This window comes from Streptomyces sp. TS71-3 (genome assembly GCF_018327685.1).
GTDB lineage: Bacteria > Actinomycetota > Actinomycetes > Streptomycetales > Streptomycetaceae > Streptomyces.
Window position 1 is genome coordinate 243,386 of the sequence record NZ_BNEL01000001.1, and the last position, 20,174, is coordinate 263,559.

Sequence of the window (20,174 nt, forward strand, 5' to 3'; positions counted from 1 at the left end):
GACCCGTCCCGCACAATGAAGACCGTTGATCCGGCACCGGCGGGCAGCGCCTCGGTGCCGGCCGGCCTGAACCGGAAGGGCTCACCCGAACCGGAAGGGCTGACCCGGATCGGAAGGGCTGACCCGGATCGGAAGGGCTGACCCGGATCGGAAGGGCTGACCCGGATCGGAAGGGCTGACCCGGATCGGAAGGGGAGACCTGATGTCCGTGTGGGACGACCTGGTGGGCCAGGAGCAGGTGAGCGCGCAGCTCGTCGCGGCCGCGAGGGACGCCGACGCCCTCGTCGCCGCCGCGGACGAGAAGGCCCCGCCTCCCGAGGCGTCCAAGATGACGCACGCCTGGCTCTTCACGGGCCCCCCGGGCTCCGGCCGCGCCGACGCCGCGCGCGCCTTCGCCGCCGCCCTCCAGTGCACCAGCCCGGACCGCGCGCTGGGCGGCGCCCCCGGCTGCGGGTTCTGCGACGGCTGCCACACGACGCTGATCGGTACGCACGCGGACGTGGAGATCGTCCGCACGGACCTGCTCTCCATCGGCGTCAAGGAGACCCGCGAACTGGTGCGCCGCTCCCAGCTCTCGCCCGCGGGCGGCCGCTGGCAGGTCATCGTCCTGGAGGACGCGGACCGCCTCACCGAAGGCGCGGGGAACGTCCTGCTGAAGGCGGTGGAGGAGCCGGCCCCCCGCACGGTCTGGCTGCTCTGCGCGCCCTCCCTGGAGGACGTCCTGCCCACCATCCGCTCCCGCTGCCGCCTGCTGACGCTGCGCACCCCCTCCGTGGCCGCAGTGGCGGACATGCTGGTCCGGCGCGACGGCGTGGAGCCCGCGGTAGCCGAGGCCGCTGCCCGGGCCACGCAGGGCCATATCGACCGGGCCCGCCGCCTGGCGACGGACGAGCGCGCCCGCGCCCGCCGCGCCACCGTGCTGAAGCTCCCCCTCCGCGTCGACGACGTGGGCGGCTGCCTGAAAGCCGCTCAGGAACTGATCGACGCCGCCACGGAGGACGCCCAGGAGGTCGCCGAGGAGGTCGACACCAAGGAGACGGAGGAGCTGAGGGCGGCTCTCGGCGCGGCGCAGGGCGGCAGGATGCCACGCGGTACGGCGGGCGCGATGAAGGAGCTGGAGGACCGCCAGAAGCGCCGCCGCACCCGCACCCAGCGGGACAGCCTGGACCTCGCCCTGACCGACCTCACGGCCTTCTACCGCGATGTGCTGGCCCTCCAACTGGGCACGCGGCTGGCCCTGGCGACGAGCGACCTGCAGGACGCCCTGGAGCGCATCGCCCACGGCACGTCCCCCGAGGCGACACTCCGCCGGATAGACGCGATCGCCGCGTGCAGAGAGGCCCTCGACCGCAACGTCGCCCCGCTCCTCGCGGTGGAGGCGATGACGCTGGCGCTCCGGGCGGGTTGAGTCAGGTTGAGGCGGGGGGACGAGGCCGAGCGCGGGGCCGCTCCGGCTCGGGTCGGCGGACGGCGGCAGGAGGCGCCCTCCACAGCTTGCGGCGCCCCCACCCTGCGAGCCCCCGCACCCGCGCGCTCCACATCGAACGCTCCCCGCCGCCATCCCCGCCCGTTGCCTCACTCCCCGCCCGTTGCCCCGCCTACGCCGTAGCCGTCCACCTCCGGACGCCACGCCCACGATGGTGTCCTCATCCGCCACGATGGTGTTCGCCTCGCCGCAACGCAGCGCAATCGTGCCGATCCGTAGCGTTAGAGTCGCCGGATGGACACCAGCCGCTGCCCAGACCCCGCCACCGGCCCCGGTGCTCACGCGCGCCCGGCCGTCCCGGCGGACTCAGTCGCCCCAGCCGTCCCCGGCATCGCAACAGGCGCCGGGCGGACCGCTCGCGTGACCCGGTCGACGATCCTGCGCGCGGCGGTCGTCGTGCTGGCCGTCGGGGGACTGCTCGCCTCGGGCTGTTCCGGGGGCCGGTCCGCGGCCGGGGTGGCGGCCGTGGCGGCGCTGCCGGAGGCCACCCCGAAGGCGCTGGCGCCGTACTACGCACAGCGCCCGGGCTGGCACGCGTGCAGCGAGGCGGAGTTCCAGTGCGCGACGGTGAGGGTCCCGCGGGACTACGCCGGGCCGGCCGCGGGCGACGTCAAGCTGGCCGTGGCCCGCAAGAAGGCGACGGGACCGGGCAAGCGGATCGGTTCGCTGCTGGTCAACCCGGGCGGCCCCGGCGGCTCGGCCATCGCCTACCTCCAGGCGTACGCGGCCCGCGGCTACCCCGCCGAGGTACGGGCGCGCTACGACATGGTCGCCGTCGACCCCAGGGGCGTCGCCGGAAGTCAGCCGGTGACCTGCCTGAACGGCAAGCGGATGGACGCGTACACGCAGACCGACACGACGCCGGACGACGACCGGGAGCAGGCTCGCCTGGTGTCCGCGCTCAAGGAGTTCTCCGCCGGGTGCGAGCGGCGCTCCGGGGCGCTGCTGCCGCACGTCTCCACGGTCGAGGCGGCGCGCGACATGGACGTCGTGCGCGCCGTTCTGGGCGACCGCAGGCTGAACTACGTCGGCGCGTCGTACGGCACGTTCCTCGGGGCGACGTACGCGAGCCTGTTCCCGACCCGCGCCGGCCGCCTCGTGCTGGACGGCGCGATGGACCCGAGCCTGCCGGCGCGCCGGATGAACCTGGAGCAGACGGCGGGCTTCGAGACGGCGTTCGAGTCCTTCGCGAAGGACTGCGCACGCCGCCCCGACTGCCCCCTGGGCAAGGCGCCGGGCACCGGAAGCGGCAACGGGACCGGTGACGGCGCGGTCGACCGCAGCAGCACGAGCGTCGCGACGGACCCGGACGCGTCGGCCGGCGCGGGCACGGCCTCGCGGGCGGCAAGCGGTGCGGGGACGCGGGTCGGTGCGACGCAGGCGGGCGGGGCACGAGCCGGTGGGCTGGAGGCCGGCGCGGCACCCGGCAGGGCGCCCACGCCCGCCGAGGTGGGCGCCCACCTGAAGTCCTTCTTCCAACGGCTGGACCGCTCACCGCTGTCCGCCGTGCAGAGCCCCATGGGCAGCAGCTCCGCGACCGGCCGGGACCGCCGTCACGACACGGGCCGCGGTGGCCGGATGCTCGGCGAGGCGCTGGCCACCACGGGGGTGATGGCGGCGATGTACGACGAGGCGGCGTGGCCGCAGCTGCGCGCCGCGCTGGCAGCGGCGATCGAGGACGGAGACGGTTCCGGCCTGCTGGCCCTCTCGGACGGCTACTACGAGCGGGGAAGTGACGGCACATACGCCAACCTGATGTCCGCCAACGCCGCCGTGAACTGCCTCGACCTGCCGGCCGCCTTCAGCTCCCCGGACGAGGTGAGAAAGTCCCTGCCCGCCTTCCGCAAGGCGTCCCCCGTCTTCGGCGAGAGCCTGGCATGGGCGGCCCTCACCTGCGGCTACTGGCCGGTGCACGCCACGGGCCGGCCGCACCGCATCGAGGCGAAGGGCGCACCGCCGATCGTCGTCGTCGGCACCGTCCGCGACCCGGCCACCCCCTACCGCTGGGCCCGCTCCCTGTCGTCCCAGCTCTCCTCGGCCCGCCTGCTGACCTACGAGGGCGACGGCCACACCGCGTACGGCCGCGGCAGCACGTGCATCGACAGGGCGATCAACCGCTACCTGGTCACCGGCACCGCACCGAGGAACGGCACCCGCTGCTCGTAGCGGCACGCGGGTCGAGCCAAGGGAAACCACTGCTCAGCGCGGCACGGGCGCTACCACCAGGGCGCGTACGGAGCACCCCCGGAAACTGTGTAGACTTGGCGGCGCCGCTGATCGCACCATGAGTGCGACACGCAAGCCGCCTTAGCTCAGATGGCCAGAGCAACGCACTCGTAATGCGTAGGTCTCGGGTTCGAATCCCGAAGGCGGCTCTATCAAACCCCAGGTCACATAGCCCGTGACCTGGGGTTTTCTGTTGCTAGGGGCATGACGGGTCACACGGCTGAGGTGCCGTGGGATTGCCTGCGTGAGCGATGCGTGAGCGGAGGGGATCGGGCCCTACTTCTTGGGCTTCTTCCGTCGGGCCTTCTTCTTGCCCTCGGCCTGGGCCTTCTTGGCGCGCTTGGCCTTCTTCCGGGCCTTCTCCGCCTTGCGTGCGGCTTCTTCGGCCTCCGCCTTGCGCTGGAGCGGGACCAGCTTGGCCGTGGCCTCGGCGGCGGTCTTGCCGACGTGGGGCAGGACGCTCTGGTAGATGTCCCGAGTAATCCGGGTGTCGCTGTGGCCGAGCGTGTCCGACACGATCTTCACGTCGATGCCGGCGGCGAGCATGAGCGTGGCCGCGCCATGGCGGAGGTCATGCAGCCGGATCGGCGGGAGACCGGAGGCGGCGACGAGACGTTCGAAGAGGTCGGTAACCTTGCCTGGGTGGAGCCAGGAGCCGTTCTCCTGGGTGAAGACGAGGCCCGTCTCGACCCAGGCTGAGCCCCACTCCTCGCGCTCTGCCTCTTGCTGCTTGCGGTGCCGCTCCAGGACGCCGACGGTGTCGTCGTCCAGGGCCACGACGCGGAAGCCGCTGTCCGTCTTCGGTTCGGACGACTCGACCTCCCACCCGTCCTGCACGAGCTGACCCGTGACGGTGAGGGAGTGCCGGTCGAGGTTGGTCTCCGACCAGGGCTGTCCGCACGCCTCGCCGCGCCGCAGGCCGCGGAAGGCGATCAGGTGCCACATGGCGTACAGCCGGTCCGTGGCGACGAAGTCGAGGAAGGCACCGGTCTGTTCCGGCGTCCAGACCATGACGGGCGAGGGCTTTTCTCCAGTCTGCTGCCACCGGGCGACCCGCTCGCCCGTCCACACCAGGGCCTTCGGTTTGCGGACCGGGTCGATCTCGACGTGGGCCGCCGGGTTGAAGGTGATGATCTGCTGGCCGATCGCGTCGTTCAGGGCGGCGCGGAGTGTGGCCTTGATGTGCTGGCGCGTGGACGGGCCGGTGACGCGGCGGAAGGGCGGCATTGCGTCGAGCGCGGCCTTCATGGCCTTGCGGCGGGCCCGGTTCTCCGCGCCCTTCCACGGCACGGTTGCCAACTCCTGGACCGCCGCACGTCGCTGGGCGTTCTGCTCCAGGATCTCGGCATTGGCGTCGGTGATGGCGGTGAACATCTCACTGAGGTGGCTCACGCGGAGCCGGTCGAGGCGCCGGTCGCCGATGTGGGGCTTGAGGTGCACGCGGACGTCGGTCTCGTAGCGGCTGATGCCCGACTTGCGGATGCGCTTGCCCGCAAGCCAGCGATCCAGCCACTCGGACACGGTGAGGCTGCCGACGAGGTCCTGACCGGCCTTCAGCCGCCGCCGGGTCTCCTCCACGTCCGGCAGCGGCAGCTTCTCGCCGCTCACCTCGGCCAGCATCTCCGCGATCAGCTGGACGCCTTCGGAGTCGTCGGACTCGGCGAGCCCCATGAGGGCACGTACGTGGTCCAGACCGGCCTGGGCGGCCTTGAGACTGCTGTACCCGCCACGGGCGAACGACCGACGGCTGCCGTCTTCGCGGGGCGGCAGCTCCTGGCGTATGGAGTAGGTGCAGTGGTTCCTGCTGTTGCGTTTGGGACAGGAGGAGCCGAGTTCCCTGCCGGTCTTCGGGTCACGGCAGGAGCAGCGGCGGTAGGTGGAGCCCTTCAAAGGCGGTCCTCCGGGGTGGTGTCGGCATTGCTTTCGGGCGTGTCGACGTCGCTTAGCGCTAGGGGCAAGTCGGGTGGGGCGGCGCCCTCTGCGCGGAGGTCGCGACGGAGGTGGCGGAGGCTGTACTTGGCGGAGATGGCCTGGTCGGCGTACTCGCTCCGCCTGCGTTCGACCTCCGCCTGCTCTGCGCGGCTGGTGGCCGTCTTGGCCGCGAACCGAGCCCGCTCTTCCTCTTCGCGTGCGGCGAGCGCGGTGCGTACGAGGCTGGCGTGGCGCTCGAAGTCGGGGACCAAGCCGGCGTCGTGGCCAGGAACGTCCTGCTCACTGGTGAAGCGTCGCAGGGCGTCCCAGGTGGGTACGAGGTCCTGGAACGGGAGTTCCTGGGTCTGCTCGACGTAGCCGACGGGGAAGATCAGGCAGATCGGGTACGTCTTCAGGGCGGCGGCCAGGACCATCACGTCCACCAGCGGAAGGCTGGCCCTGCGCCCGGACTCCATGTTGGCGATCACGTTGCGCGGGATCGGGTGCCCCAGCCGCTCGCACTGGTCCGCCAGGTCCTGGGCGCTCCACCCCATCTCCTTCCTTCTCCGCCGGATTTCACCGGCCACGTTGGCCTTGATCCGGTCCGCCCACTCGGGGACGTCGTCCTCATCAGCATCCACGCTGTGCTGTGTCATGAAGACACATTAGCTTGGCCATCCTGGTTGGTAAGACGCCTGGAGCCGGACGTGACGGGCACGTTCGCCGAGGGCTGTACCGAAAGGGGCGCTCCGTATGCGCGATGACGCGACGGCCCGACGATCGAAGGGGATGAGCCGGGAGGAGCTGCTTGCCCTCCCCGTTGCTGTTGACCTGGAGACAAGCAACCGCGCTCTGGGTCTCGGACGGAGCAAGGGTTACGAGCTGGCGAAGCGGGGCGAGTACCCGTGCAAGGTGCTGCGGCTCGGCAACGCCTACCGGGTCGTGACCGCGGATCTGCTGGATCTGCTCGGGCTTGCGGCTTGAAGGGGCGGCAACGTAGCAGATGGTTCTGCGCTGAGCTGACACAGAAGTGTTGGACTGTTGCCGGGCATGGGCGTACGGTCCGTGTTCCCTCGCGATGGCGTGCTGCCCGCGAGACAGGGACGGGCCCCCGGCGCTGCAACGCCGGAGGCCCAGCAACCCCGAACGGCCCTGGAAGAACCAACCCGGCGGCAACGGCGCGTAAGGCGCCACCGTCAGACGAGGAGCTGCCCCGTGCAACATACGGGAGCCGAATCCTGTCCCGATACCGGCAAGCACACCTGGCCGCCGGTCGCAGTCCCCGGCCAGCCCGGCCGCCACACCGGCGAAGTCATCATGCCCGCTGGCGAAGGGGCGCCTGACGCAGCTACGGCGGATCGGTCCGCTGAGGATGCATCGCCGGAGCCGGAGCCGGAGCCGGAGCCGACCGCCGGGTCATCGTTGCTGGACGAACTGCGCGCGCAGATAGCGAAGTTCGTGATTCTTCCCTCAGCAGAGGCCCTGGACGCCGTCACGCTGTGGGTGGCGGCGACACATCTGCAGCCCGCCTGGCAGCACGCACCCCGCCTCGCCGTGGTCGGGCCGGCGAAGCGGTGCGGCAAGTCGCGGCTGCTGGACGTGCTGACCGAGACGGTCCACGAGCCGATGCTCACCATCAACACCACACCGGCGGCGGTCTTCCGCTCGATCACCGCGGAGCCGCCCACTCTGCTGGTGGACGAGGCAGACACCATCTTCGGCACGCCGAAGCAGGCGGAGAAGAACGAGGAGATGCGCGGCCTGCTCAACGCAGGGCACCAGCGCAACCGCTACGTCACGAGGGTCGTCGGCAACGACCACACCCCGCACCGGTTCGCCGCCTTCGCCATGGCGGCCCTGGCTGGGATCGGTGAGCTGCCCGACACGATCATGGACCGATCGGTGGTGATCCGCATGCGCCGTCGCGCGGAGGGGGAGTACGTCAAGCCCTTCCGCTCTCGCCGCGACATCCCAGGGCTCCATGCCCTGCGCGATCGCATCGCCGCCTGGGCCCGGCCGCTGCTCGACGAGGCGGCGGATCTGGAGCCGGAGATGCCGGTGGAGGACCGGGCCGCCGACACCTGGGAGCCCCCTGGTCATCGTTGCCGACCTCGCCGCCGGATCCTGGCCCCGTCGCGCCCGCGAGGCGTGTGCGCGGATGGTGTCTGCGGAGATCGAGGCCGAGGAGGACCAGCCCGGCGAGGCCCGGATTCTCGCCGACATCCGCAGGGTCTTCGTCGCCCAGCGCGAGGTCGACAGCCTCTCCACGGATGAACTGCTGCACCATCTCCGGCAGAACGCCGAGAACCCGTGGGCGGAATGGGGACGCAACGGCCTGACCGCCCGCGACCTCGCGGCGATGCTGCGCCGATACGACATCAAGCCCGGCAACGTCCGACTCACCGATGGAACCCAGCGCAAGGGCTACATGCGCAACAAGTTCCTCGACCCGTGGCGGCGCTACTGCCCCACCGTCCACGCGGTGGACGTCGAGCCCGCCGCCCCCACCTTGGGCTGAGAGCCAGCCTCCACCCAGGTGACCGTCCCTGCCGTCCCTGCCGTGATTCCGCAGATCAAACGGCATGCAGGCAGGACGGAAACCGAGGGCAAGACGGCAACGCGATCAAGACGACACGCGCCGCCCCCGCCGGCACCCTGCCCGGATCCGTCTTGTGCCGTCCCCGCACGTCCCCGCCGTATCGGCGCAGGTCAGGGCTCTGTCGGCCGGGACGGCACGAGGCAACGACGCCGTCCCGCTCGATACACGACCCCGCCAACGCCTCCGGTACGGCAGATCGAGGCCATGCCGTACCGACCCTGACCTGCGCTTGTAACGGTCAAGACGGCAAAGACGGATCACACCGCCAAACCTCAGGAGTATCCCGCTTGCCCCACCTCTCCACGCCCACCTACCGGGACCGCCGCCCGGACGAAGGACGACCCAGGACGACCAAGCAGGCTGCTGAGCGGTACGCGCTCATCGCGGCGGGCGCTGTCATCGTCGGCCTCACCATCGGCGCGTTCTGGCTGTCCTATGCGCATCTTGCGGAGGTCGCCGGACAGCACGGACTCCACGGCTCTCCCACCCGACGCTGGGCCTGGCCTGCGACCCTGGACGCGTTCATCGTCGCAGGCGAACTTCTCATGCTCCGCGCGGGCCTGCGCCAGGTGACCGACGGGTGGGCGGTCGCCCTCACGGCCACCGGGTCGGTCGGTTCCATCGCGCTCAACGTGGCCGGGGTCAGCGGCGCAGGTGGTGCCGGAATCGTGCCGCTGCTCGACTACGTCGTCGCTGCTGTCCCGCCGACCGCCGCGCTGCTGGCCTTCGGTGTCCTGATGCGGCAGATCCACCAGCTCGTCGACCAACCAGCGGGCCATCCGGGCACCGATTCCGTCCAGGTAACGGAACCACCGGTCACCGCGCTCGCCGAGCCACCGGCTGAGCTCGTCCAGCCCACTGAGCCTCCGGCCGCCCACCCCCTCCAGGTGCCGGAACCACCTCTTGAGGTTGCGGAGAGCACGCGGCGCGGTGGCCGTCCGCCGAAAGCCACGGTCGAGGAGCTTGTCGAGATCGGCCGGATCACCCTCGCTGAGCACGGCACGCTCACCAGGTCCCTGCTCCGGAAGGCCGTCAAGGACAGGAACTTGACGATCGGCAGTGACCGGCTGACCGAGGTCATGAAGATCCTCCAGCCCGAAATCGAAGCCGCCGCCATGAGCGGTCCGGACAGCAGCTGACCGGAATTCCCACGGGGTGACCGGAACCCCTTCCGGTCACCCCGGCCAGCCGGCCTCCGGCTCAGTCGCCCGGAGGCGCCAGCCACCAGAAACCCGCCAGCCTCCCCCACCCCTTCCGGAGAACCGTCCGTGACGCACCACCCACCCCGCCCCGACCACACTCCCGACGAGCCGCTGTCGCTGACGAAGTCCCCTACGCTGCCGAGACGCCTGCGGCAGGCGTTCGGACGGGTGACCCCTGGCGGAGCCAGTAGTACCCCGAGTCCGACTGAAGGCCGGTCTTCGGGGGTCTCCGCCCCGGGGGTGGCGGAGACGGCCCGGCGCCAGGGGGTGCCGGGCAGGGAGGTCGGAGCCGAGGGCGGCCCCGACCTGGACGAGCTCCACGCCGTCCAGCAGCAGATCCTCCACCCCGCACCCGCCACCGAGCCCCCGGCAGGCGAGCGAGTACAGAGCATCCAGCCGGCGATTCGCCGTTTCACCGGCACCAAGCGCACCGTCCGTGTCGGCCCGCTGCGATTCACCGGCGACGAGCAAGCCGCCCTCCAGGAGGCTGCCGCCGAGCACGGCTACAAAGGGGAATCCGGCTTCGCCGCCGACATCGTCGTCGCCTTCATCACCGGCCGGTTCACTGCCAACCTGCCGCTGTCCGAGGACCGCCGACGCACCCACATGTTCCGCGCCCAGGTGCTGCGCGAACTCAACCGCATCGGCGTAAACGTCAACCAGATCGCCCGAGCCCTCAACAGCGACCTCACCCCACCCGACATTCGTCACCGTCTCGACCAGCTGCACCACCTGCTGGAACTGATAGCCGAGGCCCTACGCGAACCCGCCGACCCCAGGAAAGACCGGGCCGCGTGATAGCCGCCATCAAACCGGCCGGAGCCAACACCCGCGGCCTACTCGCCTACCTCTACGGTCCCGGCCGTCACGACGAACACCTCGACCCGCACATCGTCACGGGCTTCGTCATGCTCGGCATGCCCGACCCCGGCCGGAACCCCGACGCCACCCTCACCCAGCTCGCCCGCCACCTCGACGAGCCCGTACGGCTCCGCAACAGTGAGTTCGGAAAGAAGGTCACCGACCACGTCTGGCACTGCCCTGTCCGTGCAGCCCCCGAAGACCGTCACCTCTCCGACGCCGAGTGGGCCGACATCGCCCAGCGGATCGTCGAAGCCGCGGGCATCGCCCCGCCTGGCGATGACCTCGGCTGCCGGTGGATCGCCGTACGCCATGCCGACGACGACATCCACATCCTTGCCACCACCGTCCGCGAAGACGGCCGTCGGCCCAAGCTCCACAACAGCGGCATCCGCGTAGGCGACGCCTGCCGCCAGATCGAGACCGACTACGGCCTACGCCAACTGAAGAAGGGCGACCGCACCGCCGGACGCCGCCCCACCCAGGCCGAGATGCACAAGGCCGAACGCCTCGGCTGGGAGCAGACGAGCCGCGACTGGCTCCAGGACCGCATCCGTGCCGCCATCCCCCACGCCGGCAACACCGAGGAACTCCTCGCCTACCTCGAAGCCGACGGCATCGCGGTCAAACCCCGCCGCGGACCCTCCGGAGACCTCCTCGGCTATGCCGCCGGCCGCCCCGGCGACCTCAACAAGGACGGCCAACAGATCTTCCACCCCGGCGGAAAGATCGCTCCCGACCTCACCCTCCCCAAGCTCAAGGCCCGCCTGGACAGCACCGCGCCGGAGGAACACCCCACCGCCCGCCGAGAGCGGCCCACCACTCCCTGGCACCAGGCCACCGACGCCCTCGACACCTTCCACACCGGCATGGCCGACGAGACCCACGCCCAGGCCCACATCGTGGCGCTCGGCGAACTCATCGAGGCCACCGCCCAGAAAGCCCCCGACCACCTCCGCGCCGACGTACATGCCGCCTCTCAGGTATTCGCCCGCGCCCGGCGCTCCCGGATCCGGGCCGAGAACCAGGCCGCCCGCACCCTGCGCCACGCCGCCCGCGACATCGCTCACACCGCCACCGGCCCCGACGGCAGCGCCTTGGCCGCCCTGCTTGCCGCCCTCGTCTGGGCCACGATCGTCGCCGCCCGCTGGCGCGAGACGAGGAGCCACGTCCACCAGGCCGAAGCCGCCCGCAGGACCCTCCACCACCTCCAGAACGCCGCCGATCAGGCCCTCACGCCCGTCCTCGACAATCTCACCACCCGCCAGCCCACCGCACAGGCGCGGCGGACTCTCGCTCATGACGTACGCGCCGCCGTCCCCGACCACGCCGACCGCATCCTCACCGACCCCGCCTGGCCAGCCCTCGCCACCGTCCTTGCCGACGCCGAAGCCGGCGGCCACAAACCCCACCAACTCCTCAAGGAAGCCGCCGCCCAACGCGAACTCACGACCGCCCGCCGGCCCGCCCGTGTCCTGATCACCCGCATCCAGCACACCAGCCGCGACCCCGCACCAAACCCGCGCGCCGAAGCGGCCCGCAGGACCACGACAATGCGAGTGTCCACGACTGGCCCGAAGGCCGACGAGACTCAGCCCGCACCACCCGCGTTCCTCGCGGAACCGAAGCACCGTCCGCGTGTGTGATGCAGCCAACTGATAGATCCACCAGGACAAATTGCGGCCCTCTCACGATCACGCATGAGCCTCCGGCGCCTTCTCTGGACAAGAGAGTTCACGGCAGGGGACGAAGGCGCTCATCCTCATCGCGCCCCGCGCCGCGGACCTACGCTGCCGCCCATGAGCGAGATCGAGTACCGAAGCAGCGGCACTCCGTTGGAAAGCTACGAACTCACCCGTAAAGACCACCGTGGCCAGAAGGAGAGCGAGGAGATCAGCGAGTGGGTTCAGCGACAGGTCGAAGAGGACGTCGCCAAGTGCCGAGCGGACCCGGCGAGGGCGGAGTGCCGCCGCCAGGCGTTCGAGGACGTCGCCAGGTTGATGCAGTCCTTCGAGAAGCGGGATCACGAGATCATGCGGTGGCGGGTTCGGTTGTACTGCGGCCACATCATCGAGACCGAGGCGCACTACACGTACAGCGACCCCGTCTCCGCGGGTGCTTACAGCGAGAGGTGTCCCGAATGCGGCAGAGATAGCCTAACGATCGTCGCCTTCGAACCTCTCGGACTTCGCGCCGAACCGCCCGCACCTGCTGGCCCGCCGCCACCCGCGCCGCCGAAGAAGCCGACAAGGGCCGAACTTGAACGACGCGTCAGGGCGCTGGAGGAGGAGAACGCGCGTCTCCGTTCGCAGACGCCTGCACCCCAGTCAGTATCCAGAAAGCCGTAGAGCTTTGTGCCCTCGGTAGCACCCCGCCGCGAGCTGGAGCGGCTCACACGGACAAGGCCCCGTCGAGGTACTCCTGTACCGGTTCGAACAGCCCGTAGGGCACATACTCCGGGATGTCTCCATGGGTGACCCAGGCAAGTTCGGCCAGCTCCTCGGTGTCTGCGACGTGAGCTGTGCCGCCCAGGATCTGGCAGGCGGTGTACGACATGAGGCGGCCCGTCTTCGGGTGAACGCGTTCGCCGAGCAGCTTGACCGCGGCCACGGTCAGCCCTGTCTCCTCCTGGGTCTCCCGTACGGCGGCGTCCTCGCGTTCCTCGCCGGGCTCGACCTCGCCGGCAGGGAACTGCCAGGAGAGCTGTCCCTCGCTCACGCGGCGGCGGACCATGAGCACACGGCCTTCGTGCACGACGATGGCGGCGGCGATGCCCGGCCGCTCGTCCGCGTTCTGCTGCGTCACGTCTGCTCCTCCAGGACGGCCAGGACGGGTGGGAAGATCGTATCGACGGAGATGAAGCGGGACACCGCGTTTCTGGGGACCCACATCACGTCGATGTTCTCGGCGGCGTCCCTGTTGGTGGCTTCGCCGGCCAGGTACTCGCAGAGGAAGTACTCGCACAGGACGCCGGTCGCGGGGTGCAGGCGGTTCCCAAGGTGCTTCCGTGCCGCGCAGTGGACTCCGGTCTCGTCCAACGTCTCGCGCACCGTGGTGGTCTCTGCCCTGCCTCCTGGCTTGATGACCCCTGCCGGGAACTGCCAGGTGATCCCCGCGGCGTCGCTGTCCCGTCGGCAGACCAGGAGGACCTCGCTGTCGCGGACGACCACCGCGATGGCCACACGCAGAGCCTGCGCACCGGGTGGAATCGGGTCTGGCGGCGCCTGCTCCTTCGCCAGCAGGAGCGCGAAGCGCTGACGCGCAGCGGGCGGGGCCTGCTCGTGCGCAGTGTCGAGTAGTTGCTGCATCTCCCGGCGAGGCATGACAGACGCGTCGGCGTGCCAGGCCGCCACCGTCCTGACGGCGATGCCCAGGTGAGCGGCGAACTGTTCGTTGCCGAGTCGCAGGGCGGACTGCAGCAGGCACGCGCAGCCGGCCGATCCCGTCCCCGCTCAAAGACGGGACAGCCGCCCTCGGCGGTAGCAGATCACTGGAGGCGGCCCGTTGCGAGGACGGGCCGCCACGGCTCTAGGTGTTCTGTCCACGGAGGTTGGTGACGGACGCCACGGCTGAGCGATCTTGAAATAGGTGAGGGCCTTCTGGCTCGGTGTGGATTGCGACATCTGCACCGGCGACCAGAAAGGCCCTCGTGCCCCACCGTAATGCACCCCTGACCGAGACAGGACGACTGCGGCTGGCCCGCTGCGTCGTGGAAGACAACTGGCCCCTGCGCCGGGCCGCGGAACGCTTCCAGGTCTCGCCGACAACGGCACAGCGGTGGGCCGACCGCTACCGCAGGCTCGGCGAGGCGGGCATGACCGACCGCTCCAGCCGCCCGCACGCCAGCCCACGCCAGACGTCGACACGTACCGAGCGGCGGATCATCAAGGTGCGCGTACTGCGCCGCTGGGGCCCCGCACGGATCGCGAGCCTTCTGCGGCTGGCGCCCTCCACCGTGCACCGGGTACTCACCCGCTACGGCCTGGCCCGCCTCACGCATCTGGACCGGGCCACCGGCCGCGTCATACGCCGCTACGAACGCGCCAGGCCCGGCGAGCTCGTCCACGTCGACATCAAGAAGCTCGGCAATATCCCCGACGGTGGCGGCCACAAGATCCTTGGCCGCCAAGCGGGCCGCAAGACCCGCTCCGGCGCCGGCTACAGCTACCTGCACACCGCCGTCGACGACCACTCCCGCCTGGCCTACAGCGAGATTTTCACCGACGAGAAGAAAGAGACCGCCGTCGCCTTCTGGATCCGGGCGCAGGCGTTCTTCGCCTCGTGCGGGATCACCGTCGAGCGCGTGCTGACCGACAACGGCTCCTGCTACAAGTCCCGTCTGTGGCGCGATGCCCTGGCGGCGGCCGGGATCACCCACAAGCGAACCCGGCCCTACCGACCCCAGACGAACGGCAAGGTCGAACGCTTCAACCGCACCCTGCTCGATGAGTGGGCCTACGCCCGCCCTTACCGCTCAGAGCAGGAACGACGCGACGCCTTCCCTGACTGGCTGCACACCTACAATCACCACCGCGGACACACCGCGCTGAAAGGCCAACCACCCGCCAGCCGCGTCCCCAACCTCACAGGGCAATACATCTAGGCCGGGGGCAAGAACCCGCTATGCGGCAGTTGCCCGGGACGCCACACGGCCCAGGCCCACAGCCCAAAGCACCAATGTCAGCAGGTGCTCGGGAAGCAGACCGGTACGAGGCTCGGGCTGTACGAGCAGCGTGGGATTGCCCGTAGATGTCCGTCGGGCGGCCCAGTCGTGATCGAGGGCGGTGAAGTCGTCGTCGATCCAGACGACCGGGGCGTTGCCGAGCCAGGTGTCGACGGAGTCCCGCTTCCACAGGTAGCCGTCGGGGTGGCTGGTGGTGATGTTCGGGCGGGGTAGGTCGACGAAGGGCAGCGACGGAAGGCCGAGGAGCGGCCCGATGAGGGTGGTGGCGTCCTGGCGCCAGCTGGTGCACCAGACCGGGGTGACCAGGCCGGACCGGATCACGTCCATGAGCATGGGGCCGTGGACTGGGTTGAGCCAGACCGTGACCGGGTCGTCGGCCGTACGCCCGGCAGGGACGACGTCATGGCGAATGTGTGTCGCCGGGGTCGTCCCGTCGGCGGCGGGGAAGGGGATGAGGACGCCATCGATGTCGAGGAGCAAGTAGGGAGCGCGCATCGGTTCCTCCGAGGAGGGGCTGGGAGCGTGCGGTGCCGGACTATGGTTCAGGCCCTGCGGGCGGTGATGAGAAGCGTGGTCGGCCACTGGCCGAGCCGGACGTCGTGGAACTCCTGGGCCGAGGCGAGTACGAGTCCCGCGTGGTTCAGATGCTTCTCCCAGCGGTCTGCGTCGAAGTCCCAGCGGGCAATGGGCAGGCGGGTGAGGTCGGGGAGCATGACGTAGTCCCGCTGGGGCCGGTCGCTGACAGAAGGACGCATGCCACGACGTCGGGGGTGCGGCACGGAGAAGGCGAGTGAGCAGCCGGGTTTGAGGTGCTGGGTGATGGCCGGGAATAGAAGTTCGGGCGCCACGAGGCCGACTGCGCCGAAGACCGAGTAGATCGCGTCGAACTGCTCGCCGGACGCCTGGAGGTAGTGCAGGGCGTGGCCAGTGGTGAAGGCGAGGTTGGGCAGGCGTCCGTAGTGTGAGCGGGCGCGGCGGATCTGGAGGCCGACCAGGTCGACGGCAGTGACCTGGGCGTCGTGGTGGGTGGCGAGGTGGGCTGCATTGTGGCCGGGGCCGCAGCCAAGTTCGAGTATGTGTTTGCCACGCAGGTCCGGGCCGAGGAGCTCGGCGCCGGGGCCGCTGCCTGGGCGGGTGGTCCACTCCATACGGGCCGATGCGGCGAGCGGTTCGGCGCGGCCGGACGCGGTGCGCTGGCGGGCGTGGACGTGCCATGGGGAAGCCTGGGCGAGCACCTAGACCTCCAGGAGCTGTAGGACATCGGTCAGGTGTCGGCGTACGACCTTGATGTACGCGGGGTCGGTGGCCGGGTCGTTGATCCAGCGGATGGACTGCTCCATGAACCACTCCACCGCCCACATGCGGTGCCAGCCCAACGCCCACCGCTCGGCGGGCAGGCCGCCCCGCTGGGCAAGGACGCCGGCGCTCCCGCCCTCGACGACGTACTGATCGAGGAAGGCCCTCAGACGTACCGGATCGGGGTCTTCGATGGTGCCGTGCCAGCTAGCGAGGTCGAGGAGGCCAGGGCCGGTGAAGGCGCGGGCGAAGTCCAGGAGTCGCCAGCCGCGCTCACCGATGTGAAGGCTGGTGGGGTGGAACTCGGAGTGCACCCAGCCGAACGGTTCCAGCGTGGCCTCTGTCGCGCGTGCTCCGGCCGCCTGAGCGATCCGGTCGAGGGCGTCCTCGACGTCGTCCGCGTCCTGCCACCGTTCTGCCTTGCGGAGCTGATCGAGGTGATCCAGGGCCCGGCTGGGCAAGGCCCGCAAGCCTCCTCGGTCGAGGACGGGCAGAGCGGCGGCCTGGCGCGTGCGGTGCAGGACCACAGCTGCGGCTGCGCCGTCGAGGTCGTCGGCCTCGCGGATGGGCGTGCCGAGGTCTTCGAGGAGCATCCCGAGCCAGCCGTCCAGGACCGCGGAAGCGTGCAGTTCCGGTACCGGGACGCCGAGCTTGTGCGCCAGCCTGAGCGCCTGGGCCTCACCGTCGAACGGCCTCTGCGCGTACTTGAAGATCGCGGTGGTGCCGTCGGGGAAAGTCAGACGCTCCACGCCGGACATGGACCACACGCGGACCGCCGCTCGTTCGGGCTGAGGCTGGTCGGTGAGGGTGAGCAGGCTGCCGAGGAGTTCGGCATTGAGCTTCGCGTCCATGGGGGCTCCGATGCGGTTGGTGGTGTCCGGGGCGGGCGAGAGTGAGCCGGCCCGCCCCGGAGCCGGTCGGTGAGGGTTACGCGGCGGAGCTGGTCACGCGGTGGGCGTAGACCTGCTCGATCCACCCGGCCTTGAACTGGGTGAGGTCGTCACGGAAATTGGCCATCGACGCACCGTAGGGCGCGACGACGCCACCGGACTGGTCCGGTACGGACTGGCAGCCGTGCACGAGCCGCCCGCCGAGGGCGGCGTGGGCCTTGATGGACTCGATGCGGCGGTGCTCGTTGAACCAACCGCCGTGATACACCTCGTCCAGCAGGCCGCCCATCTCGTCGTCCAGGTCGAAGACAACGGAGGTGGCGGCCGGGAAGAACCAGCACGGGCCGACGTTCGAGATGTGCCCGTCCAACTCGACCTTGTTCAGGGCCATGAACGTGGCCGCCTCGCGCAGCATCCGCAGGTGGGCGGCGGTGATCTGCGGCAGGCCGAGTCCGGCGAGGTGCTCGTCGCGGAAGAGGTACGCGTACACCTCGTACGCGGTGGCCAGGACCCGAGTCGCATCCGATGTGGACTCGCCGTGCTCCTTGATGAAGCCGAGGGCGAGCTGCTCGACCGCGCTCTCGGTCGTCTCGTCCACGTCCAGGAGCTGCGACTTGACCAGCTCCCAGTCGGCGACGAGCCAGGTGTTGGAGCCGAAGCGGAAGAAGTACTCGGCCGGTTCGATGGTGATGCGCCGGCCCTCGACCTGGATGCCGGGCAGGCGGCTCCAGCGCTCGTCGAAGGCGCTCGGCAGCTCGACCGTGATGGCCGTGGCGTCGATGATGGTCAACGGTGTCTCCGTCTCTGTTCGCCCGGGTTCGGGCACAGCAATGCCCGGACCCGGAGCAGGTGCACGGAACTTGGGGAGCCGCCCGGCCAAGTGAGGAGCCTGGATCACGGTCGGAGTCTGGAACCGTTCCGGGCGGCTGCCATTAAGTGAACCGGCCGTCACGCACTGTGGGTACGGTGAAGGGCACGCCAAGCGGTATACGCGGTATACAGCTCCGGAACGGAGGCGATCGTGGCAGCACTGAGGAAGCCCAACCCCCGCCTGCGCGAGACCATCGACGCCGTCGGCTGCACGTATGAGGCCCTGGCCAAGGACGTACGCCGCATTGCCGCCGAGAACGGCGAGATGCTCCAGACCAACAAGGCGGCCATCTCCCACTGGGCCAACGGTGTCCGGCGCCCCACCGGCCGGACCGGCCATTACCTCGCCGAAGCGCTCTCGCGCCGTGCGGGTCGCACCATCACGCAAACCGAGATCGGCCTTCAGGAGACCGAGTCCGCAACCGCCGCCGAGTCGGACCCGGTGATCGCCGCCACCGACCTCGGCCGTGCAGACGTCGAACGCCGCCGCTTCCTGGCTGTCGCCGCCTTCTCCACCGCTGGCGTCGCCATGCCTCTTGCGTACGACCACGAGGCGACCGCCCGTGTGCTCCGCGCCCGCACCGGCCGTACCCTGGTCGGCGCGGAGGACGTCGAGGTAGTACGCCAGATCACGGCGGCCTTCAGCGCAGCCGACGAACGCCTGGGTGGCGGCCACGGCCTGACCACCGTCACGGCCTATCTCGCCGATACCGCAGCCCCCATGCTCCGCGCCCGATTCGCCAGCGAAGCGTTACGCCGAGCAGCCTTCGGCGCGGTCGCCGAACTCGCCTACCTTGCAGGCTGGAAGCACCACGACCTTGGCCAAGAAGGCGCGGCCCAGCGTTACTATCAGGTCGGCTATCAACTCGCCTGCGAAGCTGACCCACGCGGCCACGCCGCTTGGATGATGCGGGCCCTGGCCCACCAGGCCCTCAGCCTCAAGCAGCCGCACCACTGCGTCGACCTCGCGGAGGCCGCGCTCGCCAGCGGGCTCGGTCACATCGACGGCCAGACCGAGGCCCTGCTCCACATCACCCACGCCCGCGCCTACGCCTCCATCGGCGAGAGGCCCTCCGCCGCCCGAGCCCTCCTGGCCGCCGAGGACGCCCTGCTGCGTGAGGATGGCCCGCAGCCCAGCTACTCCCGTGTGAGTGGCCCGGCCGCCGGCACCGTCGCCAGCCACACCGCTCGCACGCTGACTGACCTCGCCGACCACGTCGGCACCGAACAGCAGCACCGTGACGCGCTCACCCGCTGGGACCCCGAGAAGTACAAGCGCGTTCACGCCCTCACCTACGCCGATCTTGGTGACAGCCTCGCTGCCCAGGCCCGAGCCGACGAAGCCGTTGCCGCCTGGTCACAGGCCCTGACCCTGATGGAGGGCATGACCTCCGACCGCACCCGCAAGGCGATCACCTCACTCCGTTCCACCCTCGCTGTCTACCAGCGTCGCAAAGTGCCTGGAGCCGCCGAACTTGCCCGCCATGCACGCGAAGCACTGGCCTAAGCTGCCCACCAACCGGCCGATGAAGGGACGTAACCGTGGCTCCGCGGACAACCGATCACCAGCCCAAAGCCCTGCCGCCCGCCCTCGAATCCATGACCCTGCTGGTTGCCGCGGTCATCGTTCACGACACGGCCACCAACCGAGTCGTCCTCATCCAGCGCAGTCAGAACGCCAAGTTCGCCCAGGGCATGTGGGACCTCCCCGTTGGCAAGAGCGAACCTGGTGAGCCCATTACCGAGACCGCTGTTCGGGAGCTGCACGAGGAGACCGGTCTGACTGTGAAGGCCGAGTCCCTGAAGGTGGCCCACATCATCCACGGGGCATGGGGCGTTGAGGCTCCCAATGGCTTCCTCACTGTCGTCTTCGCCGCCCACGAGTGGACCGGCGAACCCGAGAACCGCGAACCACGCAAGCACGCCCAGGTCTGTTGGGTGGACGCCGATGTAATCCCTCATGCCTTCGTGGGCACCACCGCCAGCGCCTTGACGTGCTATCTCGAGGACGGTGCCCAGGTCTCCCTCGATGGATGGTCCTGATGCGTCGGCCGACGTTGGAACGCCGAGTACAGCAGCCGGCTGACCAGCTTTCATTCGCTGGACGCGAGCCTCGAACCGAGAATCACGTGGGTCACTGAGGTTTTCT

At 70.1% G+C, this 20,174-nt stretch carries 18 protein-coding genes, 1 tRNA gene and 1 pseudogene; 12 read left to right on the forward strand and 8 right to left on the reverse strand.

Going from position 1 to position 20,174, the window contains the following annotated elements:
* Positions 1-202: 202 nt before the first annotated feature.
* The 3 genes from Sm713_RS01105 (at position 203) to Sm713_RS01115 (ending at position 3,861) form a co-directional block, all read left to right on the forward strand.
* A complete protein-coding gene (locus tag Sm713_RS01105) occupies positions 203-1,408 on the forward strand; it encodes a DNA polymerase III subunit delta' (protein WP_212907827.1) in 1,206 nt (401 codons plus the stop codon).
* Positions 1,409-1,720: 312 nt separating this feature from the next.
* Positions 1,721-3,652, forward strand: coding sequence for an alpha/beta hydrolase (locus Sm713_RS40030; protein ID WP_374195945.1), 1,932 nt, complete (start codon positions 1,721-1,723; stop codon positions 3,650-3,652).
* 135 nt (positions 3,653-3,787) lie between these two features.
* Positions 3,788-3,861, forward strand: a tRNA-Thr gene (locus tag Sm713_RS01115).
* A gap of 127 nt (positions 3,862-3,988) precedes the next feature.
* On the opposite strand, the gene Sm713_RS01120 is transcribed toward Sm713_RS01115, so the two are convergent.
* Complete coding sequence (locus Sm713_RS01120) at positions 3,989-5,602, reverse strand: site-specific integrase (RefSeq protein WP_212907828.1); 1,614 nt, start codon at positions 5,600-5,602, stop codon at positions 3,989-3,991.
* The gene (locus Sm713_RS01125; RefSeq protein ID WP_374195946.1) at positions 5,599-6,279 is read right to left on the reverse strand and encodes a helix-turn-helix transcriptional regulator; all 681 of its coding nucleotides are present in this window, start codon (positions 6,277-6,279) and stop codon (positions 5,599-5,601) included. Before Sm713_RS01125 ends, Sm713_RS01120 begins: the two co-directional genes overlap by 4 nt.
* A gap of 97 nt (positions 6,280-6,376) precedes the next feature.
* On the opposite strand from Sm713_RS01125, the gene Sm713_RS01130 reads away from it, so the two are divergent.
* The 6 genes and pseudogenes from Sm713_RS01130 (at position 6,377) to Sm713_RS01155 (ending at position 12,633) form a co-directional block, all read left to right on the forward strand.
* Positions 6,377-6,607: a hypothetical protein gene (locus tag Sm713_RS01130; RefSeq protein ID WP_212907829.1), complete on the forward strand. Its 231-nt coding sequence runs from the start codon at positions 6,377-6,379 to the stop codon at positions 6,605-6,607.
* A 333-nt stretch (positions 6,608-6,940) separates the two neighbouring features.
* Positions 6,941-8,141: pseudogene (locus Sm713_RS01135) on the forward strand (DUF3631 domain-containing protein).
* A gap of 368 nt (positions 8,142-8,509) precedes the next feature.
* A complete protein-coding gene (locus tag Sm713_RS01140; protein WP_212907830.1) occupies positions 8,510-9,361 on the forward strand; it encodes a DUF2637 domain-containing protein in 852 nt (283 codons plus the stop codon).
* 303 nt (positions 9,362-9,664) lie between these two features.
* A complete protein-coding gene (locus Sm713_RS01145; protein WP_212907831.1) occupies positions 9,665-10,222 on the forward strand; it encodes a MobC family plasmid mobilization relaxosome protein in 558 nt (185 codons plus the stop codon).
* Positions 10,219-11,931 carry a relaxase/mobilization nuclease domain-containing protein gene (locus Sm713_RS01150; RefSeq protein ID WP_212907832.1) on the forward strand — a complete coding sequence of 571 codons (1,713 nt, stop codon included), beginning with the start codon at positions 10,219-10,221 and terminating at the stop codon, positions 11,929-11,931. The genes Sm713_RS01145 and Sm713_RS01150 overlap by 4 nt, the downstream gene beginning before the upstream one ends.
* Before the next feature lie 153 nt (positions 11,932-12,084).
* Positions 12,085-12,633: a hypothetical protein gene (locus Sm713_RS01155; protein WP_212907833.1), complete on the forward strand. Its 549-nt coding sequence runs from the start codon at positions 12,085-12,087 to the stop codon at positions 12,631-12,633.
* A gap of 43 nt (positions 12,634-12,676) precedes the next feature.
* On the opposite strand, the gene Sm713_RS01160 is transcribed toward Sm713_RS01155, so the two are convergent.
* Both Sm713_RS01160 and Sm713_RS01165 read right to left on the reverse strand, forming a co-directional pair.
* The gene (locus tag Sm713_RS01160) at positions 12,677-13,090 is read right to left on the reverse strand and encodes an NUDIX hydrolase (RefSeq protein WP_212907834.1); all 414 of its coding nucleotides are present in this window, start codon (positions 13,088-13,090) and stop codon (positions 12,677-12,679) included.
* Positions 13,087-13,707: an NUDIX hydrolase gene (locus tag Sm713_RS01165; protein WP_212911702.1), complete on the reverse strand. Its 621-nt coding sequence runs from the start codon at positions 13,705-13,707 to the stop codon at positions 13,087-13,089. Before Sm713_RS01165 ends, Sm713_RS01160 begins: the two co-directional genes overlap by 4 nt.
* 227 nt (positions 13,708-13,934) lie before the next feature.
* Between Sm713_RS01165 and Sm713_RS01170 the strand changes: the two genes are divergently transcribed.
* A complete protein-coding gene (locus Sm713_RS01170; RefSeq protein ID WP_212907835.1) occupies positions 13,935-14,888 on the forward strand; it encodes an IS481 family transposase in 954 nt (317 codons plus the stop codon).
* A gap of 18 nt (positions 14,889-14,906) precedes the next feature.
* Here Sm713_RS01170 and Sm713_RS01175 read toward each other — a convergent pair whose 3' ends face one another.
* The 4 genes from Sm713_RS01175 to Sm713_RS01190 all read right to left on the reverse strand — a co-directional run bounded on the left by Sm713_RS01175 (position 14,907) and on the right by Sm713_RS01190 (position 17,945).
* Complete coding sequence (locus Sm713_RS01175) at positions 14,907-15,464, reverse strand: HAD domain-containing protein (protein ID WP_212907836.1); 558 nt, start codon at positions 15,462-15,464, stop codon at positions 14,907-14,909.
* Between the two features lie 47 nt (positions 15,465-15,511).
* Complete coding sequence (locus Sm713_RS01180) at positions 15,512-16,204, reverse strand: class I SAM-dependent methyltransferase (protein WP_212907837.1); 693 nt, start codon at positions 16,202-16,204, stop codon at positions 15,512-15,514.
* Positions 16,205-17,116 (reverse strand): phosphotransferase, encoded by a 912-nt coding sequence (locus Sm713_RS01185; RefSeq protein ID WP_212907838.1) that lies wholly within the window; start codon positions 17,114-17,116, stop codon positions 16,205-16,207.
* Positions 17,117-17,192: 76 nt separating this feature from the next.
* On the reverse strand, positions 17,193-17,945 hold the full coding sequence (locus tag Sm713_RS01190) for a hypothetical protein (protein ID WP_212907839.1): 753 nt from the start codon (positions 17,943-17,945) through the stop codon (positions 17,193-17,195).
* A 231-nt stretch (positions 17,946-18,176) separates the two neighbouring features.
* Between Sm713_RS01190 and Sm713_RS01195 the strand changes: the two genes are divergently transcribed.
* Both Sm713_RS01195 and Sm713_RS01200 read left to right on the forward strand, forming a co-directional pair.
* On the forward strand, positions 18,177-19,532 hold the full coding sequence (locus Sm713_RS01195; protein ID WP_212907840.1) for a tetratricopeptide repeat protein: 1,356 nt from the start codon (positions 18,177-18,179) through the stop codon (positions 19,530-19,532).
* Positions 19,533-19,567: 35 nt separating this feature from the next.
* Positions 19,568-20,068 (forward strand): NUDIX domain-containing protein, encoded by a 501-nt coding sequence (locus tag Sm713_RS01200; RefSeq protein ID WP_212907841.1) that lies wholly within the window; start codon positions 19,568-19,570, stop codon positions 20,066-20,068.
* Positions 20,069-20,174 lie beyond the last annotated feature (106 nt).

Excerpts from the sequence above, each read along its gene's own strand:
- Sm713_RS01155 (WP_212907833.1), top strand. The coding sequence starts at position 12,085 with ATGAGCGAGATCGAGTACCGAAGCAGCGGCACTCCGTTGGAAAGCTAC.
- Sm713_RS01130 (WP_212907829.1), top strand. The coding sequence starts at position 6,377 with ATGCGCGATGACGCGACGGCCCGACGATCGAAGGGGATGAGCCGGGAG.
- Sm713_RS01125 (WP_374195946.1), bottom strand. The coding sequence starts at position 6,279 with ATGACACAGCACAGCGTGGATGCTGATGAGGACGACGTCCCCGAGTGG.
- Sm713_RS01105 (WP_212907827.1), top strand. The coding sequence starts at position 203 with ATGTCCGTGTGGGACGACCTGGTGGGCCAGGAGCAGGTGAGCGCGCAG.
- Sm713_RS01185 (WP_212907838.1), bottom strand. The coding sequence starts at position 17,116 with ATGGACGCGAAGCTCAATGCCGAACTCCTCGGCAGCCTGCTCACCCTC.
- Sm713_RS01175 (WP_212907836.1), bottom strand. The coding sequence starts at position 15,464 with ATGCGCGCTCCCTACTTGCTCCTCGACATCGATGGCGTCCTCATCCCC.
- Sm713_RS40030 (WP_374195945.1), top strand. The coding sequence starts at position 1,721 with ATGGACACCAGCCGCTGCCCAGACCCCGCCACCGGCCCCGGTGCTCAC.